This is a genomic window from Vibrio sp. OPT20 (assembly GCF_963889365.1).
GTDB lineage: Bacteria > Pseudomonadota > Gammaproteobacteria > Enterobacterales > Vibrionaceae > Vibrio > Vibrio splendidus.
The window spans coordinates 82,696-107,490 of sequence record NZ_CAWPOA010000101.1 but is presented as its reverse complement, the minus strand read 5'-3'; the positions used below and the strand labels follow the sequence as shown (position 1 = coordinate 107,490).

Genomic DNA, 24,795 nt, shown 5'->3' with positions numbered 1-24,795 from the left:
TTACTTCACCAGTAGATGTTGACGGTCGAGAACGTTTGTAATGTGGCGGAACCAGTGCTCAGAAATTCGAGCCTTTTCTTCATGCCAACCAATATAACCACGGCTTTCAAAATAACGTAGAATCCCGGTTATCTCTGCAATGCTCAGCTGAGTACATTCAGACAACACTTCCGGAGAAGCTATTTCCAATTGCACGATAGAACGAAGTACAGCCAACATAGGTTTCGGCATGTTCTCGAGTTCCTGCGCTTCAGGAACATGGAACAAACGTACCACGGCTTGATCTGTCTCTTTATTGCGGTTCAAAGAGAGCCTAAAGAATCGTAGCGCAACGGTAGGGTTGCCATCAGAGTAGTGCCACAAGATTCGATAGAAGCCTTGGCGTGCGCGTTCTTCTTCACTCATGTCATCTTGATCCCACTGCTTAGGGACAACTAAACCATCAAACGATAACGGCTTTTCAAGTTCGGTATTGATACGGCTATTTAGAAGATCACCGACTTGTTTTTCTGTCCAACGTGGTAGGAAACACACCAAATCAAACAGCAGACGCTCACCACGCGCTCGATCGACAAATCGCCAGCTTGATTTGGCAATCGATATCACGACACGGTGATTCTTTTTAGAACGACGGAGAAGGTTGGTTAAACGAATCAAATCAGACAGGCCACCGACCATTGGCTTAACCAATCGTTGGGCATTATCAATCGCAATTAAGTACGTGGTGTTACTTTTACGTAGGTGCGCCAATATCTGAATCTCAGTCGCTTCTTCTTCCAAGCCGATGCTCACGGCGAGATGCGCTAAGAGCTCTTGGTAACCCGCGTAAGGGCAACTCACGTAAACAGGCTCTGCGTTGGATACTTTATGCAGCAAGGTATAAAGCAGCGTTGTAGCGCCCACACCACGTTCGCCTGAAACAATACAAATAGCAGGGCTGTCCGACATCAAATAACGAGAGAGTTGCTTAACCTCATCGCTCGCGTAATCAATTAAGGTGCTATCGATATTACCCGGCAGAATGTACTCATAGGTTTTGTCTCCTTTGATTCGAACCAAGTTTTGTTGGTTTTTATCAAGATCAGACTGCTTAGCAACTTCGATTCGAAAGAGATAAGCTAAGGCCTGACTAAACAACGTGTAACTAGAGAGCAATGCCATGATTCGATGTTGGAAGTTGTAAACACTCAACCAGACGATTCCAATTGCCGTCGCCAGTATATTAAGTAAGAAGGTTTCCTTACGGTTTACCGCCCAGTTAACCCACACCGGACGATCGGAGATGTGTTGCAGCGTATCGAAGACTTTCGCTCTCCATAATCTCAGTACCGATATCGTGACCAGCACGAACCAGAAAAACAGCGCACTGTAGATCCAGCTGTAAATGGTACCTTTACCCAGTGTGATGCTCGATATCTGCAAAGTCAGACCTGCAACAATAATACTCCAAACATAGCGTCGAATAGTCGATAGTCTCAGCGCGATGACTTCTTGATTTGATGTGCGACCCAAGCGATACGCAAATTCAAGAATAAAGCTGATTGCAATCGAACCACCTAGAATCCACCACGTGAATATCTCTAGGAAAATCAAGTGCTGCAGGCTAGGGATGCTAGAAAGCACTCTCAAAGAAAGTGTGATGGCGATTAACCAAGCAATCGCACGCTCAGCACGGCTGATATACCAAATCACACGAACCAAAAAAGGAGGGTTCGTTTTCGCTTCGAGAAAGTTAACTCGAAACAACTCAATCAAGCGAGTGCTGTTGGCAAGCCACCATACTAAGCCGAAGTAAATGAACAGCACCTTTAGAGAAGCCCAAATGACAGGCACTGGAGAAATAAAAATGTCTTTAACTAATGCTTTAAAGCTACGAATTTGGAAGTAAACAAGATACTCAATATTGAGCTTGGTTAATTCCCACTCTTGTTTAAATTGAGTCACGCCGTATGGGCCAAAACCGGTTAAGCGCTCTTTATTCGCGGAGTTTGTCTGCTCTAAAAGATGCTGTTTACTTACGTTCAAGCTATTCAATGTGACGTAGCTCGTTTGCACGGAAAACCATTGATCGGCGTCGTTGTTATCTCTATAGGCTTTTACCTGTTGCTCGAAGGTTTTGATTTCCAGCTTTTGAACTCGCAGAACTTCGGCAAGTAAAATGTTGACTTGGCGTCTGTCCGACTGCTCCATAAAGAGGGGATCAGGTAGGGAATCAATACGCTTATCCAGATCTACAGCACTATTAGATACCTGAGGCTGAGATTGTAAGTCATATTCCAAGTTGGCATGACTCGGCCAAGAGAGAATGGCCAAAGTGAAGATTAAGAAGCGCGAAAGTGAACGCATAAAAGTCTCTTAGAATTATGAGGTTAGGATTACTATAGTTAGTTAATCTTACTTTGTGAAATCCAACCCCGTATCGGGGGCGAGTACTTTATTCCCGTTTTGGCTGATTTTGTCATGAAATTGTCAGAGATTAGGCTAGTCTTGCCTATGTCTGTTGTTGCTTTGATCGGGTTAGTTTTACTGTGACCAATCAGCATACGATATATTCAATGGTTGGCATGATTTGGGACGTTATATACCGCCCATTATGGGGTGCTGTTCGATATTTTGTTTTCCCTGAAAGTAGATGTTTTTTTAACGACAAATAGAAAATCAAAAGTGTGAGTCAGCTCAAATTATGATTTGGCTAGGTTATCACTCACTTAATGGCCTGTAATTGCAATCAAGACTTGCAGTTAAAGCCCCGAAGAAGTAACGTTGCGGCGTTTTTCACATTAAAAAGGTAACGGCATTGATCTCCACAGCAAATATCACCCAACAATTCGGCGCTAAGCCACTTTTCGAAAATATTTCAGTTAAGTTCGGCGAAGGCAACCGCTACGGTTTAATCGGCGCGAATGGCTGTGGTAAATCGACGTTCATGAAGATCCTTTCTGGTGAACTTGAGCCAAGTGCAGGTAACGTAAGCTACGATCCAAATGAGCGCGTTGCTAAGCTAAACCAAGACCAGTTTGCTTATGAAGAATTCACGGTAATCGACACGGTTATCATGGGTCACAAAGAGCTTTGGGCGATCAAGCAAGAGCGTGACCGCATTTACTCTTTGCCTGAAATGAGCGAAGAAGACGGCATGAAAGTGGCTGATCTTGAAGTTCAGTTCGCTGAAATGGACGGTTACATGGCAGAAGCGAAAGCAGGTGAGCTTCTTCTTGCGGTAGGTATTGAAGAATCACTGCACTTCGGTCTGATGAGCGAAGTGGCACCTGGTTGGAAACTTCGTGTTCTATTGTCTCAAGTACTGTTTGCAGACCCGCATATCATGCTTCTTGACGAACCAACGAACAACCTGGACATGGACACCATCAAGTGGTTGGAAGATACGCTAAACCAACGTAACTGCACAATGATCATCATTTCGCATGACCGTCACTTCCTAAACTCAGTTTGTACACACATGGCTGACCTTGATTACGGCGCACTTCGTCTGTTCCCTGGCAACTACGATGAGTACATGACAGCAGCGACACAAGCTCGTGAACGTCTACTTTCTGATAACGCGAAGAAGAAAGCACAAATTGCTGAACTTCAAACGTTCGTTTCTCGTTTCTCTGCTAACGCATCTAAAGCGAAACAAGCGACATCTCGTGCTAAACAGATCGACAAGATTCAACTAGATGAAGTAAAAGCGTCTAGCCGTCAAAACCCATTCATCCGTTTCGAACAGTCTAAAGAGCTATTCCGTAACGCGCTTGTGGTTGAAAACCTATCTCAAGGTTTTGAAGAAGACCTATACAACAAGTTCGATGCGATTTTCGAAGTTGGTGAGCGTGTTGCTATCATCGGTGAGAACGGTGTGGGTAAAACAACACTACTTAACACACTAGCGGGTGCTCTAGAAGCGCGTACTGGTGAATATAAGTGGTCTGAAAACTCAAACATCGGTTACTACGCTCAAGATCACGCACATGATTTTGAAGAAGATCTAAACCTGTTTGACTGGATGAGCCAATGGCGTCAAGAAGGCGAAGACGAGCAAGTTGTTCGTAGCTTCCTAGGTCGTATGCTGTTTGGCCAAGACGATATCAAGAAATCTGTAAAGGTTATCTCTGGTGGTGAGCAAGGTCGTATGCTTCTTGGCAAGATCATGATGCACAAGCCAAACATCCTGCTAATGGATGAACCAACAAACCACATGGATATGGAATCTATTGAAGCGCTTAACTTGGCTCTTGAGAACTACAAAGGCACATTGTTCTTCGTTTCTCACGACCGTGTATTCGTAGACTCTCTAGCGACTCGTGTTCTTGAAATCAAAGACGGCAAGATCAACGACTTCCGCGGTACTTACGCTGAGTTCTTGAAGGCACGCGCTTAGTACGCATTAAACATGAATACGTAATACGACGTTAGTAAGTATTCCTGATTAAAAAGGCCTCTATCTTTATGAATAAGATAGAGGCCTTTTGTTTTTTATATCAGTTTTTTATATCAATCTCTTTGTATTAAAAAACGTCGAGTGGTTGGTCGCAAATACCTATGCTCATCAATACTTACATTGCTCATTAATACTTAAACTGCGCCACAATCTTCTCAAGCTTCACACTCACGTTCGAAACTTGTTCACTACAACGAACTGACCCTGAAACCACGGTATGAGTATCACTGGCTAAATGAGCGATATCGGTAATGTTCCGATCGATGTCCGCTGAAACCATGGATTGCTCTTCAGACGCAGTGGCAATCTGGCTGTTTAAGTCGAACATCTCGCCAACCTGAAAGTGTATCCCTTCAATCGCATTTACCACATCTTTGGTTTGGTGTTTAACTAACCCCGTTTGTTCTAGGCTTACCGACATCTTAGCGACCGTTTTTGCTATTCCAGACGTTAGGCCATGAATGGTCGATTCAATTTGATGGGTAGAATCGTTAGTCATTAGCGAAAGTTCTCTCACTTCAGAGGCCACGACTGCAAACCCGCGTCCATGGTCACCAGCACGTGCCGCTTCTATCGCCGCATTTAGCGCGAGTAGGTTAGTTTGTTCCGCAATACCTTGAATGGTAGTGACGACATGATTGATTTCGCGACTCTGGTCTTCGAGCTGAACAATTAGGTTTTGAGACTCTGCAATATTCTCGGCCAACACATTAATGCTGTCATTGGTTGCGTGGGTTTCTTGTAACGCCTGATGTGCATTGTCTTTGATCTTCTCAGCGTTCATCGCTGCGTTTTCTATGTTCGCCGTCACTTCATTACTGGTCATCACCAGCTCATTAACTGCCGTCGCTACTGATTCAGATTGTTGCTTCTGCTTTTCAGCATTACTCATACTTTTGATTGCCGCTTCTTCAGAGCTACACGAACTATCGGTCAACACCGTCATCACGCCGGATAGCTCTTTGATGTTACCGTGCAGTTTATTAATGAAGGTATCGAACGAGTGAGCTAGTTGTGCGAGTTCGTCATTGCCTTTGGCATTCATGCGAACGGTTAAGTCACCATCTCCACTGGCGATTGATTCCATCATCACGTTTATCGCTTTGATTCGCGCAAGTATGTTGCGACCAATGAACACCAACAATAAAGAGAGCAGAGCGACGATGGCGGCACCAAACAGATGCAATGTATTTTTGGTATGTGTACTCGCCGCTGTGATGGCTTGGCTTATCTCGGTTTGTACCGTTTCAATAGCTTGTTCTGTTTTGTGGACGTTGCTACGTAAGGCGCCTCTAAGACCGAGTTCTGCCGACAAGCCTAAATTGGTGTTAGCCAGCAGAAGCGTTTCAACCGCAGCTTTGTAATCCGAATAGGCTTGCTCTGTCGCAACCGACGTTTGAGAATAGGGTTCAAACTCTTTAAGAGCATCAGCTAACGCCATATGTGTTTGGTCATTAATATGAGCGAGATAGTGGAAGTCTTTTTCAATCAACTCTAACAGCGCAAGCTCTAAAGCCAAACTCGATTCAGATTCGATCGCTGATTTTAACGCGGTTCTTTTGCCATCTAACGCAGCGACAAAACCTAAAGGTGCGGTCGTACGTTCAATGTTATTTACTTGTTCGACGATTTGGTGGAACTGTTTTTGATATTGATGAAGAGTGTCCGAAATCCTTGTCATTTGGTCAGACAGGTGCAGCTCGTGCGAGGTGAGAGTCTGGTTCAACGTCACCAATCTTTGATTCAATGTGTCGGCGGTTTTATCGAAACGTTCTGCGTATTTTTGATCGTGGCGAGACAAGAAATCTTTCTCGTGTCTCCTGAGCGTTAGCAAGTCAACTGAACTCCTGAGGTTTTCAGTCGCAGCGCGCTCCAATGACTCCAATTTGTCTAAGCTAAACTGTTCGTAAATGGCGTATATGAAGACTGAAACAAACAGGGTGAGGTTGATTAGAATAAATTTACTGCGTATTGAAAGAGACAGCGAACGACGCTGAGGTTCCGATGGATTACTCATGGTTAATTCCCTTTAAGCCAGTGACGTTGATATTCATATTTGTTTTGTAATTAATAGAAATATTTAAATGATGAATATGTAACTAATAGCCTATTAGGTTGTTAAAGCAAGATTCGTTGGTGGTAAAGGTTAGTTAACCCCTGATATACACAAACTAAGTGATTTGAGACGCCTACTTCCTTAGATGTGGCAAGATAAGATGCCAAAAGAAAAGTCCTCATTAACACTAATATCGGAGATCTTTGAGATCGCAGGCATCGTATTAAATGAGGACTTTTAATTATTTCAAGTAGTTATCTGATTATATAGTTAACAGTTGCTAGTGACTTTACCGATCAATTTTGTTCATTTTGTTCATCGAGAAAGTCGGTGTGTTCTAGCCATAGCGCATTAATAATTCCAAACGCGCAGGCTAATAATACGCCCAGTACCCAACATAAATACCACATAGGTTATCCTCCTATTTCATCTCTAATTAATACAGTGACGAGCTGTTATCGTGAATGTATTGGCTGTCTAATCGGCCGAACATTTTGTAGTAACACCAGATTGTGTAACCCAAAATAATTGGCACCACGATAACTGCGACAACAGAGATAATGCTCAGTGTTAACTCACTTGATGTTCCGTCCCACAGCGTTAAGCTATGTGATGGCATCAAGCTAGATGGCATGATCATTGGGAATAGGGCGACGCCCGCTGTCGTTATGATGCTTGCTATCGATAAGCTTGAAGAAGCGAAGGCCAAACCAGCGCGGTTAAGTCGAGTCATCACTGCACAACTCAGCATTCCGATGATGCCTAGCGCAGGAATTCCCCAAAGTACCGGATAGTTTTCGTAGTTATGTAGCAGTAAGTCATCAAACTTCATGACATGTTTTAGCAACGGGTTTGAAACGCCATCGGTCACAACTGGGCTAGTAATTAGGTAACCCGGAAGTGTATATGCGTATAGCCCACCAACAATAAACAGACCGACAGTCACAAGCGCCATACATACGATCACTTTCTGCGCACGTTGTTTTAAATCACCCGTCGTTTTCATCTGTAGGAATGCCGCGCCTTGCGTGACAACCATCGCTAAGCTCACCAAGCCACATAGCAGTGGGAAGGGCGTGAGTAGATCCCAGAAACCACCTTGGTATGACATCATTAGCAATTCGTTAAACTCAAACGGAACGCCAATCATCAAGTTACCGAAACCAACACCAAAGATAATCGGAGGAATGAAGCCACTGACGATAAGTGCAATATCACAAGCTTTCTTCCATTGCGGATTGTCGATCTTAGCGCGGTAATCCATACCGAGCGGTCTTAACCACAAGGTCGCCAACACGATAATCATGGCTAAATAGAACCCGGAGAACGCAGCCGCGTAGATTGCAGGCCATATCGCAAAGATAGCGCCACCCGCGGTAACCAACCATACTTGGTTGCCATCCCAGTGAGGGGCAATCGAGTTGATCATGATTCGTCGATCAACTTCCGACTTCCCTAGAACAGGGAGCAACGCCGCAACGCCCATGTCGAATCCATCGGTAATGATAAAACCGATCAACAACACGCCAATAACTGCCCATGTAAACAGGCGAAGATTTTCGTAATCAAACATCTGAATTCCTTAATGAAGATCGATAGTTTTATCTAGCTGACGCGGTGCGCTTTGCTCACCTGTAATAGCTAGATCTTGGTTTGATTGCTCATGATGATAGCGACCCGTTTTCAGTGCGCTCGGGCCAATTTTTGCAAACTTAACCATCAAGAACATTTCTATAATCAAGAACACTGTGTAGAACAAGTAAACCAATCCGATAGAGACCCACAGACTTGAAGCGGGTAGATTAGAAGCCGCCATGTTGACTGGTAGAATCTCACCAATTGCCCATGGTTGACGGCCATATTCCGCAACAAACCAACCTGCTTCACAAGCAATCCAGGGAAGTGGAATCGCGCATATCGTTGCTTTCAGTAACCAACGATTGGTACCAATCTTACGGCGACAAATTTGTACGAATGAAAGACCAATAATGGCGAATATTAAGACGCCACACACCACCATGATGCGGAAACTCCAGAATAGAGGGGCTACCGTTGGGATTGTGTCTTTGGCTGCTTGTTTGATCTGTTGTTCTGTTGCATCCACCACGTTGTCGCTGTATTTCTTAACCAGTAATCCATAACCAAGATCATGTTTAACTAATTCAAAATCATCGATATTTTGTTGTGATTTATCACCAGAACGCAGTTTTTCTAATAGTCCATAAGCTAAGATACCGCTGCGAACACGTTCCTCATTCTTTGCCAATAGATCATGAATCCCGACAACTGGCGTATCCAAAGAACGCGTTGCGATGATACCCATCACGTATGGGATCTTAATCGCGTAGTCCGTTTCCATGGTTTCTTGATTCGGGAAACCGAACAGTGTGAATGAGGCAGGGGCTTCTTCGGTGTGCCATTCAGCTTCGATAGCCGCTAGCTTCACCTGTTGAACATCGCCCAACTCATAACCAGACTCATCACCGAGCATTACTGTCGACACAATCGCAGCCATACCAAAAGCACTTGCGACTGCAAATGAACGACGAGCGAACGGTAAATCACGCCCTTTAAGCATGTAGTAAGCACTGATACCCATAATAAATAGCGCGCCGGTTGTATAACCTGCCGCAACGGTATGCACGAACTTCACTTGAGTCACTGGGTTGAAGATCACTTCGACGAAGTCTGTCATCTCCATACGCATGGTTTCGAAGTTAAACTCTGCGCCCACTGGGTTTTGCATCCAGCCATTGGCCATCAGAATCCACAGACCAGAGAAGTTCGAACCCAACGCCGTCAACCACGTTACCGATAAGTGCTGACGCTTAGAGAGCTTGTCCCAACCAAAGAAGAACATGCCGACTAAGGTTGATTCCAAGAAAAACGCAATCAAGGCTTCAATGGCCAGCGGAGCGCCAAAGATATCGCCTACGTAATGCGAGTAATAAGCCCAGTTAGTACCGAACTGGAATTCCATGGTTAAGCCGGTCGCAACACCGACAGCAAAGTTAATACCAAACAACTTACCCCAGAACTTGGTCATGTCCTTGTAGATGGTTTTGTTGGTCATGACATACAGTGATTCCATCACTGCGAGTAAGAAGGAGAGACCTATAGTTAGGGGGACGAATATAAAGTGATAAAGAGCGGTACTTGCGAATTGAAACCGCGACAGATCAACGACATCTGTAAGCATAAAAACTCCTTCCCGCCACGAGTGTGACGGGTAAGATAATGGAAAATAAGATGATAATTAGAGAGAACTAATTAAGGGTTTTACATGTAGCTGTGTGAAAAGAATCTATTACCAACGAAGTGCTTTGTTTTGTTTTTTAGAGAACTGTTTACGTAGCCAGTAATCTGCACTCACGTAACGACCACCACCGTAAACAAGCAGTACTAACAGCATCACGAAGTAGGTGCCTGCGAACTCCATACCGTTGTTCAGCATTACCGGGTCGCCAAGTTCAGTGATGTAGTTGTATCGACCTGGGAAGTTAACCGAGAGCCATTCGATGAAGCCGTTAAGTCGAACGGTTGCTTCCATATCGCCAGTCGCAATCGCATCCCAACCGTGTTTCCAGTGAACCATTGCACTCGCGACGCTCATCATGAAAATCATTGGAATCGAGATAAAGCGAGTAAACAGACCTAACGCGATACAGATACAACCTAAAACTTCGGTTGCTGCCGCTAGGAATGCCAGTAGCTCTGGGAAGGGAAGGTTAAGACCACCGTCGGTTGCTGAAGCACCAAACCACGCAACCGTTCCCGAGAAGCCCAGTACTTTAGAGCGTGCGCCGACATAAATCACCGGAATCAAATAGAGACGCACTGAAAGCAGTACTAAGTAATCGTATTGTTTGCATTTTTCGACAATAGCGTCGTACCAGCTGAGGGCTGACTTAATCATAATTTTTCTCCTAAAGAGTGAACGCCAATCAGTTCAACTTCACTGAAATGTTCGACCCAATTAATAAACTCGAATCTCGCCAATTGTTGAGCAATTATTTGTTTTATATCGGCTAAAGAACGATTTGGTTGTTGTTGAATAATCGCAACATCAATTTCTCTTAGTTTTATCGTGTTGACACGTTGGTCACGGTCGCGATAAATCGCGTAATAAACGGGATACCGCCTTTGTGTTAGAAACGTCAGCGACTCACCATGAATAATGAAAGGAACCTGCACGAGCTTCATCGTACTGTTGACTAACAAACCCAATTGAAGCTGTCGTTCATCGACGTGAAAGTCACGCGTTCGCGACAAAGGCAGAACTTGCTTTGAAGAATCAATCTCAACGCAAAAGGCACACCATTCGTACTCCAACACCGCCAGTTGATCGGCTGTAAGCTCATGACTCGCACTCAAGGTAGACAAATCACTCAAACTAGAGATGTACATTGGTTGAGTTCGACGTTGAACAAAGCTGACAAACTCAGTTGCTATATGATGAAACTCCGGCTCTGAGGCGTAATGCACCACAACAAACTCATCAACCAATATCAGTAGTTGGTCTTGGTCGACTTGCTTACAAAACAGCGGGAATGTGTTGTTCAATACACCAAATACGTTGTCTCTAATGAACTCGCTGTATCGACACACTGCGTTGTCTTCAAGTGGTGAACGTATCAATGCGGTTAACGCCTGCGTTTGAGTGATCATCATGCTAGGAGGGTTATGCATAAGCCAACTCCTGATTCATTGGGCGATGAGCAACACCTGCATCTAGAACCTGACTATGCATCGTTCGTAGCTCTTCAGTCAGCACGACCAAAGGCGGCACGTTGTTGTCTCTTTCTAGCAATAACGGTTTACTGCCATGAATAGAGAAGGTGTAACGCGCCAAGTCGATGACCGCTTGCTGTACCGGCATACCGTGGGTATCAAGCAGCGATTTGTTACTTCCACCTGAGCTATCGTTTTCAACTAAATGCCCAGCAATGTGGTAGTAGCGAATAGCATCGCTTGGTAAAGCTTTAAGCATTTCTGCGGCATCAAAGTGGTGGTTCTGACTGTTCACGTAGAGATTGTTGATGTCGACCAACAACTCACAGCCACTACGCTTTGCTATTTCAGCGATAAACTCACCCTCAGGCGTCTCATCTCCGTAGTTGTGGTAATAAGAGATGTTCTCCATGACCAAAGGACGTTGAATGATGTCTTGGACTTGCTTGATTCTGTCCGCTAAATAGCCGATGTTTTCTGCGTGACGTGGCACGGGTAACAGTTCATACAGATACCCTTGGCTATCTCGAGAGAAGCTCAAATGCTCGCTGTATACCTGAATATTCAGTTCATCGAGAAATTGACCAACCTGACGAACAAACTTCGTATTAAGCGGCTGACAATCTCCAATGGATAAGCTTAAACCGTGTGCGATCAAAGGGTATTGCTTCGCTATATCCTGTAGTTGTTCGCGCTTAAGTCCGCCTAAGCTCATCCAGTTCTCGGGAGCTAATTCCAGAAAATCGATATCAGGATGCTTGGGGGAACGAGCGAGCAGTTCAATATGCTCACTGCGTAGCCCAATGCCTTTGTCTGTATTCTGAATGGTTCGCACTTTATGGTTTAACTCTCTGCTTTTAGGGGCTCGGTCATTTGATGCTGAAGCTTTAGTTTTTAAAGTATTAGTTTTTAAAGCTCCAGTTTTTAAAGCATTAGTTTTATGCGTTTCTACTGGCCACATACTCCACCTGTCACCTTGCTATTGGCCGTTAGGATGCGCTCTTTGCTTGGCGAGATACCTTCAGCCGTTAAGCCACATTTCCCGTCACGAGCACGCACTAAACGGTCTTGAGGGTTGCTTGTCAGTTCCGCTTTTTCGAAGCGTTTTTCTGTACCACATTTACCCGCAGCACATTTACCACCGTGTCCTGAAGATTGTTTAGCTTCAACAGGGGCTTCGGCAGGTGCATCAGCAAACGCCATTGCAGAGTTAAGACTAATCACAGACGTGATCGCGATTGATAGGGCGATTTTGTTGTTCATATTATTTCTCCTTTACAGCAGACATAGGGAAGCTCGCTAAATCACGACCAGACATGATTGGTCCGTCGTAGTATTCGCGTACAATTTTGATTGATTCAGATTTGCGCTTAAGGCCTAGACCCATCCAGTGGTTAAGTACCAACATTTTTGGATTGATCTCTTTCGCAATTTCACCAATGACAGAAGGCTTAGCGTGCATGAATGTAGAGACACCATCGGCTTGTTCATGAATCGCCATTGGCATCATCATGATGTCGGCGCCACGAGCGAAGTCTAAGAACGCAGGGTTGCTACCGTTTTGGTCAGCTGAAATCACCATCACGCCTTCTTCACTTTCAATTCGGTAAGCGAGACAAGGCACATCACCATGAGGAATACCCAGAGCAGTGATCTTCAAACCATCTTTTTCATAAACAACGGTTGGCACTGTGGATTGATAGTCAACATCGGTAAGATTGACTGGGAATAGGCCATCGCTCCCATCGTATAAGCCGGCAAGGTAAGCGTATGCGCCATGGTCTGGGTCAAAGTTCGCTGCGAAGTAACCGTTGAGGCTAGGGAACGCTGAACCTGCGGCTGGACCTGAAATCTCCAACGCCTTTTCACGTTCAAAGAAGTAGCCACCTTTAAGAAGAGCGGGCATGTCATTGACGTGATCGGTATGGAAGTGAGTGATACCCATGAAATCTAGGTCTTCAAGTTTTGCACCCGCTTGACCGAAACGTAGGTAAACACCGCCACCGGCATCAATCATGATTCGTGATTTGCCTTTCCACCATACGATTTCACCAGATGATGCACGTAGGTCATCCGAGATAGGACCACCTGAACCCAGTATTTGTAATGTAAAGTCCGTATCGACTGGCTTAAGTTCAATTGCGTGACAGTTGGCGCCCAAGGTCAATCCAAGAGCGATTGCTAGAGCTTTTAAAGGCTGTTTCATATTGTTATCCAATTCTTTTTTCTTATGTGTTTTCTTCGAAGTGAGCATTCAAAGAAGTGAAACTTTCGCCAAGCAGTACAATAAGTGCGTGCTTCGTTCTGTTCACGGAGCACAAGATAAAGAATTGTTAACGTTTGGTATATCTAGTTAACTTGAAAATAACGTTCAATAAAATCAAACGAAAAGATCGAACTCGTTTTGAAAAGGGAAAGTACTTGAGAAATAGGGGGGGGGAGATTAGGAGTTTGGAACGAGATAAAAGGTGCAAGTGCAAGCTTACACTTGCACCTTTTTTTCTAATAGATAACCAATGTCTAAAACGAATTATCGTTTACTGATCACCTTTTACATCGAATTCAATCTTCTCTGCGCCAGTGAACACTTGGAATCGCAGGCCTTTAGCGCGAGCAATGGTCGTGATACCAAATTGCTGAGCCAAGTCTAAGCCCATTTGCGTTACGCCTGAACGTGATAGCAGAACAGGAATCCCCATTTGCGCCACTTTGATGACCATTTCAGAAGTCAGGCGGCCAGTAGTGTAAAAAATCTTATCTTCACCAGACTCTTTGTTAAGCCACATCTCACCGGCCAACGTATCAACCGCGTTATGTCGGCCAACATCTTCAACAAACGATAGAACCTTGTCGTCTTTGCAAACAGCGCAACCATGTACCGCGCCAGCTTTCTTGTACGTATCGTTGTAATGGGTCAGTGCTTCTAAAGCCGTGTAAATTTCAGATTGCTTAATTTTGGTCTGAGGCACTTGGTAATCTTCCAACTGCTTCATCACGTTACCAAACATGGTGCCCTGACCACAGCCAGAGGTCACCGTCTTCTTCTTAAGCGCTTGCTCAAGTTGGCTAGTATCTTCTTTGGTGATAACCGCTGCAGAGCTGGTTTCCCAATCGATGATGATAGATTCAACCGCTTCAGGGTCAGAAAGGAAACTTTGATTCTTCAAATAACCCAAGACTAAAGATTCAGGGCGCGAGCCAAGCGTCATCAGGGTTACGATCTCTTTCCAGTTCAACATAACGGTAAGAGGGCGTTCACAAGCGATCTGTTTGGTTAGCTTTTCACCATATTCATCAAACACTTCAACTTCGATTGTTTGAAGTGGGTTTTCGCTAGTTTTTATTATGTTTGGTTTTACCACAATCACTTCCTACTTAATGAGATAGGGTTGTAACAAGAGGGTCTAACGCCGTTCTTGTTCATCGATTCTTTAACTCATGCTTAAAGCAAATCTTATTCCAAAATAACGGGTATTCAGGAAAACATGAAGCATTCGATTAAAATAGCGCAAAATATGAGAGTTCACCGAGTGGAGTTGTCTGAAATAACCAGTATCGACTAACGTTATAGTGACAACTTGATAACGAACGCTATAGATACGCTCTTGCAGTTAATCCGTATTGGCGTGTTTATTGCTTTATGGGGTGTATATGATTGCGCACAGTACAAAATGTCCTAAGTGCATTCAGACCAAAGAAAATCAATTGGGTGAAGTATGTCTGAGATAAAAGAATTCAAAGAACAATATGAAAAAACAGAAGCAGCTTGGCCAATCGGTGTCCAAAGAATAGAAAAAGAGATCAAAACAGGTATCTGGGTAACGACACAATGGGAATTGACGGGGTTTGAACTGTCGCCAGAAGACGATGCCCAAGACGTTTGTTTACTCCAATTACATAAAGACGAGCGTACAGACTATCGTTTCAACCTAAGCTCTCAGCAACCTAAGCTTTTCTTAGTGATGGATAATGTCGATTCTGGTGTAAAGCCAGTTATTCAGTTACTTACAGCATCACAAACCGTTGCAGGGCAATACATGGACGGTGACAATCAAGTGTTGTCTTACGATATTCCTTTGCCCGTACAGGCTTGGATGGAAGCCTTCATCGGCCGTCATGGTGAGTTGCTAGAAGCAAGACGTAAGAAACGTAAAGGTGCGGGTAGATCAAATGGCAACTAACTTCTTTAGCCGTTGGTCTCAACGAAAGCTTGATGAATCCACTGACGAACCTTTGGAAGTAGAGCAAACACTGGAAGTAACAGAACTCACTTCCTCTGATTCTTCATCTTCTGAGATTTTGCCTGCAGATCTTTCGCCTGAAATGGAAGCAGCAGCGCCTCAGTCTTTAGAAAGTGAAGCTTTAGAAACCAATGAAGAAGTTAATGCTTCTGACGTTCAAGATCCCGCACCAGAAGCCACTGAAGACTTGTCTGTTGCTCAATTATTGGTATCAGAAGCCTCAGAAAGCGTAAAAAAAGCCGCATTGCGTAAATTATTTCTATCCGAAGAGTTTAACGTTCGTGATGGTTTAGATGATTACGACGACGATTACAGTAATTTGAAGTCTCTTTCTGAAGGGGTGGCGGAAACCTTGCGAGATTGGGTTAAAGACAAAACTGAAGAAGAAACCACACCAGAAGAAGAGCAAGTCATTGATAATAAGACTGAAGGTGAAGTTTTAGAACATTCTGAAAGCGATCTTGAGGTATCTGATAATGAATTTGAAACGTCAGAAAGTGCCGAAATAACCGAACAAGAAAAAGAACTGTATCAAAACACAGTGCCAGATGGTAACGCTACAATGTCAGACGAAGCTGACCTGAAAGAGATGGGACAAGATATACCACACAAAGAATAGGTACATTTTGACTAAATACTCAATGAACCGCTTGAGACAAAATGTCCCAAGCGGTTTTTTTATACGCACAATAAACGCTATAAAAGATTAAATCATTGATATATAAGGTTTATTAAATTGGCATGGCATTTGCTAATTAACGTTTATTATCAACTTTTTTGTAGATAGACGAATTCATAGTCTGACGAGCGGGACACTGGCTAAAGGGTTAGTTGTTAACGGATTACTCAGCAAGTTCTCTATCGCTTACTACAATGAAGGTTGAACAGATTATCCATGTCCAAAGATGGAACTGAGCAATGCTTAAACAATTATTAGAACAAGCAACTTCAAATAACGCTAAAGCAAGACTGTATGCATTTGAAAATACAGTTGAGTTAACAAATCTGATTCCACCTACTGTTAGCTACGAAAGCGGCGGTAATACTCTTGTTATTGGTCCAACTGCGATCATTGAAAGTGCTGCGGCTCAATTACCTCAATTGACGAGCTTAACCTTATTGTCGACAGACGGCGAAAAGGGCAAAAACCCAGAACTGTACTTCGCGAACTCGGTTCAAGTATCCGGTTTCCTTGGCACGTTTGAAGTTGTGATTGAGAGTAAAGGCACATCAAGCAACCTGGCGAAAATCGCGATTAATCACGATTGTTTCGATGTTGTTCTAGACCTATGTCTGAATAGCTGCATGACAGAAGAAGTGCCTGTACCGGGTTATTACCCAGTAGGCCGTGGCTATCCAAAACTGGCCGAAGCACTGGAAGAGATTCCGACGCTAATGGGCACATTTGATAAGCCTAAGTTCTTCCGTTTAGACACTGACCTTTGTGCGCACAGTTCGCGTGGCGTAAAAGGCTGTGAACGTTGTGTTGATGCTTGTCCTGCTGGCGCACTATCAAGTGAAGGCTCAGACAAAACAGGTCACAAGGTCGAGATTAACCCTTATCTATGTCAAGGCGTCGGAACTTGTGCAACAAGCTGTCCTACAGAAGCGATTACCTATGCGCTTCCAAACCCTGACGATACTCAAAAGTTCATTGAACGTACGCTAGCCAACTATGAACATGCGGGCGGTCTGGATCCAATCGTACTTATCTGTAGCTCTCGTCATGAGACTTACAATGTAATGGCGCTAAAAGCACTGCCAGATAACGTGATTCCAATCGTGGTTGAAGAACTGCCTTCTATTGGTATTGATACTTGGTTTGCAGCGCTAGTGAATGGGGCGACTCAGGTTCTGTTTGCTGCTTCTCGTTTTATGCCAGAGACGATCATTCGTGTTCTGAATAACGAAGTCGGGATTGCTCAAGAGCTACTAGACCAAATCGGTGTGCCAAAAGAAACCATCGATATCCTGTATTTAGAGTCTCTACGTGAAGGGCCTCCAACACTGTGCGTTGATTCTTTCGACCTTGCACTTGGCGATCTTCAAGGCAACAAACGTCAACGTCTATTCACTGCACTCGATGCTATGTCTTCATCTCGCATTCCTGTCGAGAATATCGTTGAACTTCCTTCGAATGCACCATACGGCACGGTTTCGTGTGAAAGCAAAGATTGTACGTTATGCATGAGTTGTGTTGCAGTTTGTCCTACACGTGCTCTTCATACCGACGGCGCGTCTCCATCACTTAAGTTTGTAGAACAAGACTGTATTCAATGTGGTCTGTGTGAAAAGGCATGCCCTGAGAATGTTCTCACTCTGACACCTCGTATGAATTGGGTGAAAGAAGAACGTCAACAAGCAGTTGTGATTCATGAGGAGAAAGCAGCGGAATGTTTACGTTGCCATAAGCCATTCGCTCCACAGTCTATGATTGACATGTTACAGAACAAGTTACACGGTCACTCTCATTTTTCAGATGAAACTGCGATTAATCGTATTGCGATGTGTGAAGACTGTCGTGTAGTGGACATGTTCGACTCAATGGCTCAAGACCCATTGAATCAATTGAAATACTAGGAGTTGGCATTGGATACTAATTTGGATCAGGCACAAGAGCCTGAGCTCGCAAAAGAATTAAAGCAAGAACAGACACTAAGAACTGAAATCTATTTGGTTCTTTCTGCATTGTTTCGTAACGCACCTTCTGAAGAGGTCATTGATTTCCTAAAGACGTTAGACATTGAAGCGTCTGAGAGTGCAATGCAAAAAGCTTGGATTGCCATTCAACAAGCGGCAACGGAATCAAATCGCGAAGCGTTAGAAGACGAATATCAAGATCTGTTCATTGGCATTGGCCGTGGAGAGATAGTTCCATTTGGTTCTTGGCATAGAACTGGTGCCATGATGGAAAAACCATTAGCAGAGATTCGTCATGACCTAGAGCTTTTAGGCATTGAACGTGATGATCAAGTGAAAGAGCCAGAAGATCATATTGCTGCATTGTGTGAAGTAATGGCGATGCTAACTGGTGAAGAAGAAGCGCTTCAACAAGCCGTTTTCAATAAGCACCTTGGCCCTTGGTTCAACTCTTTTACACGTCAGCTTGAAAGTGCAGAAAGTGCGAACTTCTACAAATCGGCAGCTCAGCTGTGTGAAGCATTCCTAACGTTAGAGCAAGTGCGTTTTAGCGTTAATACAAAAAGCAGTAAACATAAATTAAAGATTGATGTGAAAAACGTCACTGATTACGAGTAATCGAGCAGTACGCGATTATATCGATAGAGGGGCATTAAGCCTCCAAAAAGATCTACCGCAAGGTAAGGAAGCAATGATGAAAGATAATAAAGAAATAAACACAAGCCGTAGGGACTTACTCAAAGGCTTAACAACTGCAGCCGTAGCGGGTGCCGTTGTCGCTGGAACAACGAAGGTGGCAACTGCTTCAGAAACGGTTGAAATGCCGAAAGAAGACATGAAGAAGACGGGCTATCGTGAAACGCAACACATTCGCGATTACTACGACACGCTTTAGGAGATAACGGATGAAACTTGTCAAACGCTCCGATAGTGTGAGCAAAGAAACCAATCAACTGGGTGTGTCTCGACGTGCCTTCATGAAAAATACCTCTCTAGCGGCTGGTGGTGCGGTAGTTGGCGCTGGTCTATTCGCTCCGGGTATGATGAAAAAGGCGCAAGCTAAGTCAGTCGACCCTGAAGCGAAAACAGAAGTGAAACGCACTATCTGTTCCCACTGTTCTGTCGGTTGTGGTATTTACGCTGAAGTTCAAAACGGTGTTTGGACGGGTCAAGAGCCTGCATTCGATCACCCATTCAACGCTGGTGGACACTGTGCGAAAGGCGCAGCTTTGCGTGAGCACGGCCACGGTGAGCGTCGCCTTAAGTACCCAATGAAATTGGAAGGCGGTAAGTGGAAGAAGCTTTCTTGGGAACAAGCGATTGAAGAGATCGGTAATAAAGCGCTAGAACTTCGTAAAGAGTCTGGTCCTGATTCCGTTTACTTCCTAGGTAGTGCGAAACACAGTAACGAGCAAGCTTACGCATTCCGTAAGATGGCGTCGCTTTGGGGCACCAATAACGTTGACCACCAAGCGCGTATTTGTCACTCAACCACAGTAGCCGGTGTTGCAAACACTTGGGGTTACGGTGCGATGACAAACTCGTTCAATGACATGCACAACTGTAAGTCGATGCTGTTCATTGGTTCGAACCCTGCAGAAGCTCACCCGGTTGCGATGCAACACATCCTAATCGCGAAAGAGAAGAACAACTGTAAGATCGTTGTTGCGGATCCTCGTCGTACGCGTACTGCGGCGAAATCTGATCACTATGTTTCTCTACGCCCGGGGTCAGACGTTGCGTTTATTTGGGGTCTGTTATGGCATGTCTTTGCTAACAAGTGGGAAGACCAAGAATTCATCCGCCAACGTGTATTCGGCATGGACGAGATCCGTGAAGAAGTTGCTAAGTGGAACCCAGCAGAAGTTGAGCGTGTAACAGGCGTTAGCGAAGAAGACGTTTACCACACAGCAAAACTGCTTTCAGAGAACCGTCCGGGTTGTATCGTTTGGTGTATGGGTGGTACTCAACATACTACGGGTAACAACAACACACGTGCTTACTGTGTTCTTGAGCTTGCGCTAGGTAACATAGGTAAATCAGGTGGCGGTGCAAACATTTTCCGTGGTCACGATAACGTACAAGGCGCAACTGACCTTGGCGTACTATCAGACACGCTACCGGGTTACTACGGCTTGTCTGAAGGTTCTTGGCGCCATTGGTCTAAAGTTTGGGATATCGACTTTGACTGGGTTAAAGGACGATTTGACGACAACGCATACGGTGGTCAAAAACCAATGAACAGTGCAGGTATTCCTGTCTCTCGTTGGGTTGATGGCGTGCTTGAAGACAAAGACAAGATTCGTCAACGCGAAAACATCCGCGCCATGTTCTACTGGGGTCACGCGGTGAACTCTCAGACTCGTGGTCCAGAGATGAAGAAGGCGATGCAGAAGCTGGATATGATGGTTATCGTTGACCCATACCCAACAGTCGCGGCAGTAATGAACGATCGCACCGACGGCGTTTACTTACTTCCAGCAACCACTCAATTTGAAACCTACGGCAGTGTAACGGCGTCAAACCGTTCTCTACAGTGGCGTGATAAGGTTGTTGATCCTCTGTTCGAATCTAAGCCTGACCACGAAATCATGTACCTTCTTTCTAAGAAGCTTGGTTTCTCTGATCAACTGTTCAAAAACATCCGTGTTGAGAACAATCAACCATTGATTGAAGACATCACTCGTGAATTCAACAAAGGTATGTGGACGATCGGCTATACAGGTCAAAGCCCAGAGCGTTTGAAAGAACACCAACAAAACTGGCACACGTTCCACAAAACAACGCTTGCTGCAGAAGGCGGCCCAGCGAATGGCGAAACTTACGGTCTGCCTTGGCCATGTTGGGGCAACCCAGAAATGAAACACCCAGGGACGCATATCCTTTACGATACATCTAAACCGGTTGCTGAGGGCGGCGGTAACTTCCGTACTCGTTTCGGTGTGGAATTTGAAGGTCAAAGCCTATTGGCTGAAGACAGCTACTCAAAAGGCAGCGAAATCAAAGATGGTTACCCAGAGTTCAGTGACAAACTGCTGAAACAACTGGGGTGGTGGGACGACCTAACAGCAGAAGAAAAAGCCTCTGCTGAAGGCAAAAACTGGAAGACTGACGTTTCTGGTGGCATCCAACGTGTTGCTATCAAGCATGGTTGTATTCCTTTTGGTAACGCGAAAGCGCGTGCGATTGTTTGGACATTCCCAGACCGCGTACCACTGCACCGTGAACCACTTTACACACCACGTCGTGATCTAGTCGCTGACTACCCAACGTGGGATGACAAGGAAGCAATCTTCCGTGTTCCTACGCTGTACAAATCCATTCAAGACCAAGATAAGTCTGGTGAATACCCGATTATTCTTACGTCTGGTCGTTTGGTTGAGTACGAAGGTGGTGGTGAAGAGACACGTTCTAACCCTTGGCTAGCAGAGCTACAACAAGAGATGTTTGTTGAAGTGAACCCTAAAGATGCAAACGACATTGGCTTCAAAGATGGCGATGATGTTTGGGTTGAGGGTGCAGAGAAAGGCCGTATCAAGGTGAAAGCGATGGTCACTCGTCGTGTGAAACCGGGTTTAGCGTTCTTGCCGTTCCACTTCGGTGGTAAGTTTGAAGGCGAAGATTTGCGTTCTAAATATCCTGAAGGCACCGATCCTTACGTTATTGGTGAAGCAGCCAATACAGCAACCACATATGGTTACGACCCTGTCACGTTGATGCAGGAAACGAAAGTAACCCTTTGTAATATTCGTAAAGCGTAAGGAGTCTTAAAATGGCTAGAATGAAATTTCTTTGTGACACCAAACGTTGTATCGAATGTAACGGTTGTGTCACTGCATGTAAGAATGAAAATGATGATGCTCTGGAATGGGGTATTCAACGTCGCCGCGTTGTCACACTGAACGATGGTGAACCGGGTGAAAACTCTATCTCTGTAGCATGTATGCACTGTACTGATGCGCCATGTATGGCAGTTTGTCCCGCAGACTGTTTTGAACATACAGAAGACGGCATCGTACTTCACAATAAAGATCTATGTATCGGTTGTGGTTACTGCTTGTTTGCTTGTCCGTTTGGCGCACCTCAATTCCCTAAACAGGAAGCCTTTGGTGAGCGCGGTAAAATGGACAAATGTACCTTCTGTGCTGGCGGCCCAGAAACAGAGCCAGGTTCTGTGGAAGAACGTCAGAAGTACGGTGCGAACCGTATTGCTGAAGGCAAGCTACCAATGTGTGCTTCTTTATGTTCGACCAAAGCACTGCTAGCGGGTGATGCAGAGAAAGTCTCTGATGTATTCCGCCAGCGTGTTGTTGAACGTGGTGCGAAGGGGGCAGGCTGGACAGACGGCAATGACCTTTCTTACGATGCGATGAAGAGCTAGTTAGGAGAGACATATGCTTACAATGTTTAAGCGTCTCTTCCTTGTTGTGCTGCCAATGTTGGCAGCACTAACAATGCTGTCTCCTTTGAGTCATGCATCTGAGACGAACTCATCACAAACTCAATCGAGCTCTGCTGAAAGAGAAATCACACAACTTGCTGGTGCCGATTTTTGGCGACAAGTAAGAAACGGTGAAGAAGGTTACACCACATCTCAATCGGCTGAGCACGGCGTGTTGATCAGTACTCCAGGTCAAACGTGGTACATATTGAAAGAGAAGTGGATGTCACCAGCCGGTGCTGTCGCTATCTTTGGCAGTATTGCTTTCGTTACCTTAATGTACGTTGTGATTGGCCCATTAATGCTGAGTGCACCAAGAACGGGCCGTAAGATCAAACGTTGGTCGCGACTGGACCGCGCACTGCACTGGAGCATGGCGTTTACCTTCTTAACACTGGCGTTCAGTGGTTTGATGTTGGTTTACGGTAAACACTTCTTGAAACCTTATATCCCAACCGATTTATGGGGCTTCATCGTTCTATTGGCGAAGCAATACCACAACTACATCGGCCCGATTTTCTATGTGCTGTTGATGGCTGTTCTAATCAAGTGGTGGCGCAAGTCGATCTTCAAAATGGTCGATATCCAGTGGTTTATAAAACTGGGTGGTATGGTCGGGAAACATAAAGGTTCTCATCCATCTGCAGAGTTTTCGAACGCGGGTGAAAAAGCGCTATTTTGGCTGCTTATCGTTATGGGCAGTGTCGCAGCGATCAGTGGCTTGGTGTTAGATTTCCCAATCTTTGGCCAAACACGACGTGATATGGAGCTTTCAAACCTAGTCCACATGTTGGCTGCTCTGATCCTTATCTGTGGCTTTGTGTTCCACATCTACATCGGCTTGTTCGGTATGGAAGGTGCACTTGAGGGTATGGTAACAGGCGAAGTTGATGAAACTTGGGCTAAAGAGCACCATGACCTTTGGTACAAAGAAGTGATGGAACAAGAGAAAAGCGGCGCTGAACAAAGCGCAAACGTAACAATAGAGAAAACCGAAGAGGTGAATAAGAATGAACAAACCTCATAAAGGTATTTGGGTCGCTTACATCCTAAGCTGCTTTACACCATTTACTTGTCTTCTCTCTGGTGTGGTCGCGATTATCTACGCAGGCTATCGTTTAGATAAAGGTGAAGACGGCGAAGTCGTGGATACGCATTACTACGGCTTGATTCGCTCTTTCTTCTTGAACCTGACGTTCTTTGTTGTGCTTATCGTCACGGTAGCGACCTCTAATGGCGTGTTGATCGGTGTGAACGATTACTGGTATCAAAACCATATTATCGATGACATCGCTTACTACATCCCATACGTAGGCATGTTGTTTGGTGGTGTGGCGATTGTGGTTTGGTTTATTCGTATGTATCAAGGCATGCAGCGCTTAAGTCAAAACCTACCGCAAAGCCCGACAACAGGACTAAACCTGTAGTGAGTATCAGACGAACTAGATAACAAATTATCTAGAGCGATTTACTCAAAACAACCATCGTATAGAAAGCCCAGTGATTCGAGTCGCTGGGCTTTTTTTGTCCACCTAGAACAAGTGTCTAGTCAACTTAGAAGAAGGTTTTTAGTGAATTCTTCAAAATATTTGGGGTAGATCTAAAACAGAACCAAGCCTGATATTGACCGCGCCAATATGGTGCAACTCCCTTAATTGGTGCAATTAATTTTAAGCATCCCTCCATCTCAAATATCCAAAAAAGTGCAGTAGTAATTTTAACCCCTTAGAATCAAAGCCTTAGAATAAAATCTTGTTGCACGAAAATTACGTGAGCGTGTTGGAACGCATCTTGCGTTTACTGTTGAGTCTTTAATTAATTACGACATCAATTCGCACGGTTCTAGTGCAATTGAGACAAAGCTAAGGGAGAGAGCTTTAATGAGTCAAACGGTTACCCAAGTTCATAGCGCAGTAGAGAGCTTGACGCAGAGTTCAGACACTCTATTTCTATTATTAGGCGCCATCATGGTCTTCTTAATGCACGCAGGCTTTGCATTTTTGGAAGTCGGTACAGTAAGAAAGAAAAACCAAGTGAACGCGCTGGTTAAGATCCTCTCGGATTTCGGCGTTTCTGCCATTGCCTATTTCTTTATAGGTTACTGGGTGGCTTACGGTGCGCATTTCTTTGCAGATGCAGAAACCTTATCGCAAGGTAATGGTTACGAGCTGGTGAAGTTTTTCTTCTTGATGACGTTTGCTGCGGCGATTCCAGCGATCGTTTCTGGTGGTATCGCTGAACGTGC

21 protein-coding genes and 1 pseudogene are annotated in these 24,795 nt (G+C 44.7%); 11 read left to right on the top strand and 11 right to left on the bottom strand.

The genetic code is table 11. The features are described 5' to 3' along the window. On the bottom strand, positions 1-2,346 hold the full coding sequence (locus tag AACR09_RS20460; protein ID WP_193835601.1) for an ATP-binding protein: 2,346 nt from the start codon (positions 2,344-2,346) through the stop codon (positions 1-3). Between the two features lie 451 nt (positions 2,347-2,797). Here AACR09_RS20460 and AACR09_RS20455 point away from each other — a divergent pair, with 451 nt between their 5' ends. After that, positions 2,798-4,381 carry an ABC-F family ATPase gene (locus tag AACR09_RS20455; protein ID WP_017077249.1) on the top strand — a complete coding sequence of 528 codons (1,584 nt, stop codon included), beginning with the start codon at positions 2,798-2,800 and terminating at the stop codon, positions 4,379-4,381. Positions 4,382-4,568: 187 nt separating this feature from the next. Here the strand turns inward: AACR09_RS20455 and AACR09_RS20450 are convergent, their stop codons facing one another. The 10 genes from AACR09_RS20450 to fdhD all read right to left on the bottom strand — a co-directional run bounded on the left by AACR09_RS20450 (position 4,569) and on the right by fdhD (position 14,590). Beyond that, on the bottom strand, positions 4,569-6,458 hold the full coding sequence (locus AACR09_RS20450) for a methyl-accepting chemotaxis protein (RefSeq protein WP_193835600.1): 1,890 nt from the start codon (positions 6,456-6,458) through the stop codon (positions 4,569-4,571). Between the two features lie 335 nt (positions 6,459-6,793). Continuing rightward, entirely contained in the window at positions 6,794-6,907 is a 114-nt protein-coding gene (cydX, locus tag AACR09_RS20445) for a cytochrome bd-I oxidase subunit CydX (RefSeq protein WP_004733754.1), read from the bottom strand. A gap of 26 nt (positions 6,908-6,933) precedes the next feature. Then, positions 6,934-8,070, bottom strand: coding sequence for a cytochrome d ubiquinol oxidase subunit II (cydB, locus tag AACR09_RS20440; RefSeq protein WP_102488057.1), 1,137 nt, complete (start codon positions 8,068-8,070; stop codon positions 6,934-6,936). Positions 8,071-8,079: 9 nt separating this feature from the next. Continuing rightward, positions 8,080-9,696, bottom strand: coding sequence for a cytochrome ubiquinol oxidase subunit I (locus AACR09_RS20435; protein ID WP_193835599.1), 1,617 nt, complete (start codon positions 9,694-9,696; stop codon positions 8,080-8,082). 108 nt (positions 9,697-9,804) lie between these two features. Continuing rightward, the gene (locus AACR09_RS20430) at positions 9,805-10,413 is read right to left on the bottom strand and encodes an HvfX family Cu-binding RiPP maturation protein (RefSeq protein WP_193835598.1); all 609 of its coding nucleotides are present in this window, start codon (positions 10,411-10,413) and stop codon (positions 9,805-9,807) included. Further along, a complete protein-coding gene (locus AACR09_RS20425; protein ID WP_193835597.1) occupies positions 10,410-11,186 on the bottom strand; it encodes an HvfC/BufC family peptide modification chaperone in 777 nt (258 codons plus the stop codon). The genes AACR09_RS20430 and AACR09_RS20425 overlap by 4 nt, the downstream gene beginning before the upstream one ends. Continuing rightward, a complete protein-coding gene (locus tag AACR09_RS20420) occupies positions 11,179-12,063 on the bottom strand; it encodes a DUF692 domain-containing protein (RefSeq protein ID WP_193835596.1) in 885 nt (294 codons plus the stop codon). Before AACR09_RS20420 ends, AACR09_RS20425 begins: the two co-directional genes overlap by 8 nt. Positions 12,064-12,176: 113 nt before the next feature. After that, the gene (locus AACR09_RS20415) at positions 12,177-12,491 is read right to left on the bottom strand and encodes a hypothetical protein (RefSeq protein ID WP_004733741.1); all 315 of its coding nucleotides are present in this window, start codon (positions 12,489-12,491) and stop codon (positions 12,177-12,179) included. A 1-nt stretch (position 12,492) separates the two neighbouring features. Next, positions 12,493-13,434, bottom strand: a complete 942-nt coding sequence (locus AACR09_RS20410; protein ID WP_017083669.1) for an MBL fold metallo-hydrolase — start codon at positions 13,432-13,434, stop codon at positions 12,493-12,495. 331 nt (positions 13,435-13,765) lie between these two features. Beyond that, positions 13,766-14,590 carry a formate dehydrogenase accessory sulfurtransferase FdhD gene (fdhD, locus tag AACR09_RS20405; RefSeq protein ID WP_017087796.1) on the bottom strand — a complete coding sequence of 275 codons (825 nt, stop codon included), beginning with the start codon at positions 14,588-14,590 and terminating at the stop codon, positions 13,766-13,768. 354 nt (positions 14,591-14,944) lie between these two features. On the opposite strand from fdhD, the gene AACR09_RS20400 reads away from it, so the two are divergent. The 10 genes and pseudogenes from AACR09_RS20400 to AACR09_RS20355 form a co-directional block, all read left to right on the top strand. Continuing rightward, positions 14,945-15,409: a DUF3305 domain-containing protein gene (locus AACR09_RS20400; protein WP_004733736.1), complete on the top strand. Its 465-nt coding sequence runs from the start codon at positions 14,945-14,947 to the stop codon at positions 15,407-15,409. After that, positions 15,399-16,088, top strand: coding sequence for a DUF3306 domain-containing protein (locus AACR09_RS20395; RefSeq protein ID WP_193835595.1), 690 nt, complete (start codon positions 15,399-15,401; stop codon positions 16,086-16,088). The genes AACR09_RS20400 and AACR09_RS20395 overlap by 11 nt, the downstream gene beginning before the upstream one ends. A gap of 299 nt (positions 16,089-16,387) precedes the next feature. After that, positions 16,388-18,049 (top strand): 4Fe-4S dicluster domain-containing protein, encoded by a 1,662-nt coding sequence (locus tag AACR09_RS20390; RefSeq protein ID WP_193835594.1) that lies wholly within the window; start codon positions 16,388-16,390, stop codon positions 18,047-18,049. A 9-nt stretch (positions 18,050-18,058) separates the two neighbouring features. Then, positions 18,059-18,727 carry a TorD/DmsD family molecular chaperone gene (locus AACR09_RS20385; RefSeq protein ID WP_054542114.1) on the top strand — a complete coding sequence of 223 codons (669 nt, stop codon included), beginning with the start codon at positions 18,059-18,061 and terminating at the stop codon, positions 18,725-18,727. A 76-nt stretch (positions 18,728-18,803) separates the two neighbouring features. Then, entirely contained in the window at positions 18,804-19,004 is a 201-nt protein-coding gene (locus tag AACR09_RS20380) for a twin-arginine translocation signal domain-containing protein (RefSeq protein ID WP_004733728.1), read from the top strand. A gap of 10 nt (positions 19,005-19,014) precedes the next feature. Continuing rightward, complete coding sequence (locus AACR09_RS20375) at positions 19,015-21,870, top strand: formate dehydrogenase subunit alpha (RefSeq protein WP_004733725.1); 2,856 nt, start codon at positions 19,015-19,017, stop codon at positions 21,868-21,870. 11 nt (positions 21,871-21,881) lie between these two features. Then, positions 21,882-22,490: a formate dehydrogenase FDH3 subunit beta gene (gene fdh3B, locus AACR09_RS20370; protein WP_004733723.1), complete on the top strand. Its 609-nt coding sequence runs from the start codon at positions 21,882-21,884 to the stop codon at positions 22,488-22,490. 13 nt (positions 22,491-22,503) lie between these two features. After that, positions 22,504-23,577: a formate dehydrogenase subunit gamma gene (locus AACR09_RS20365; RefSeq protein ID WP_193835593.1), complete on the top strand. Its 1,074-nt coding sequence runs from the start codon at positions 22,504-22,506 to the stop codon at positions 23,575-23,577. Next, positions 23,561-23,977: a hypothetical protein gene (locus tag AACR09_RS20360; protein ID WP_193835592.1), complete on the top strand. Its 417-nt coding sequence runs from the start codon at positions 23,561-23,563 to the stop codon at positions 23,975-23,977. The genes AACR09_RS20365 and AACR09_RS20360 overlap by 17 nt, the downstream gene beginning before the upstream one ends. A gap of 453 nt (positions 23,978-24,430) precedes the next feature. Then, positions 24,431-24,795, top strand: a pseudogene (locus AACR09_RS20355) (ammonium transporter); the annotation flags it as partial.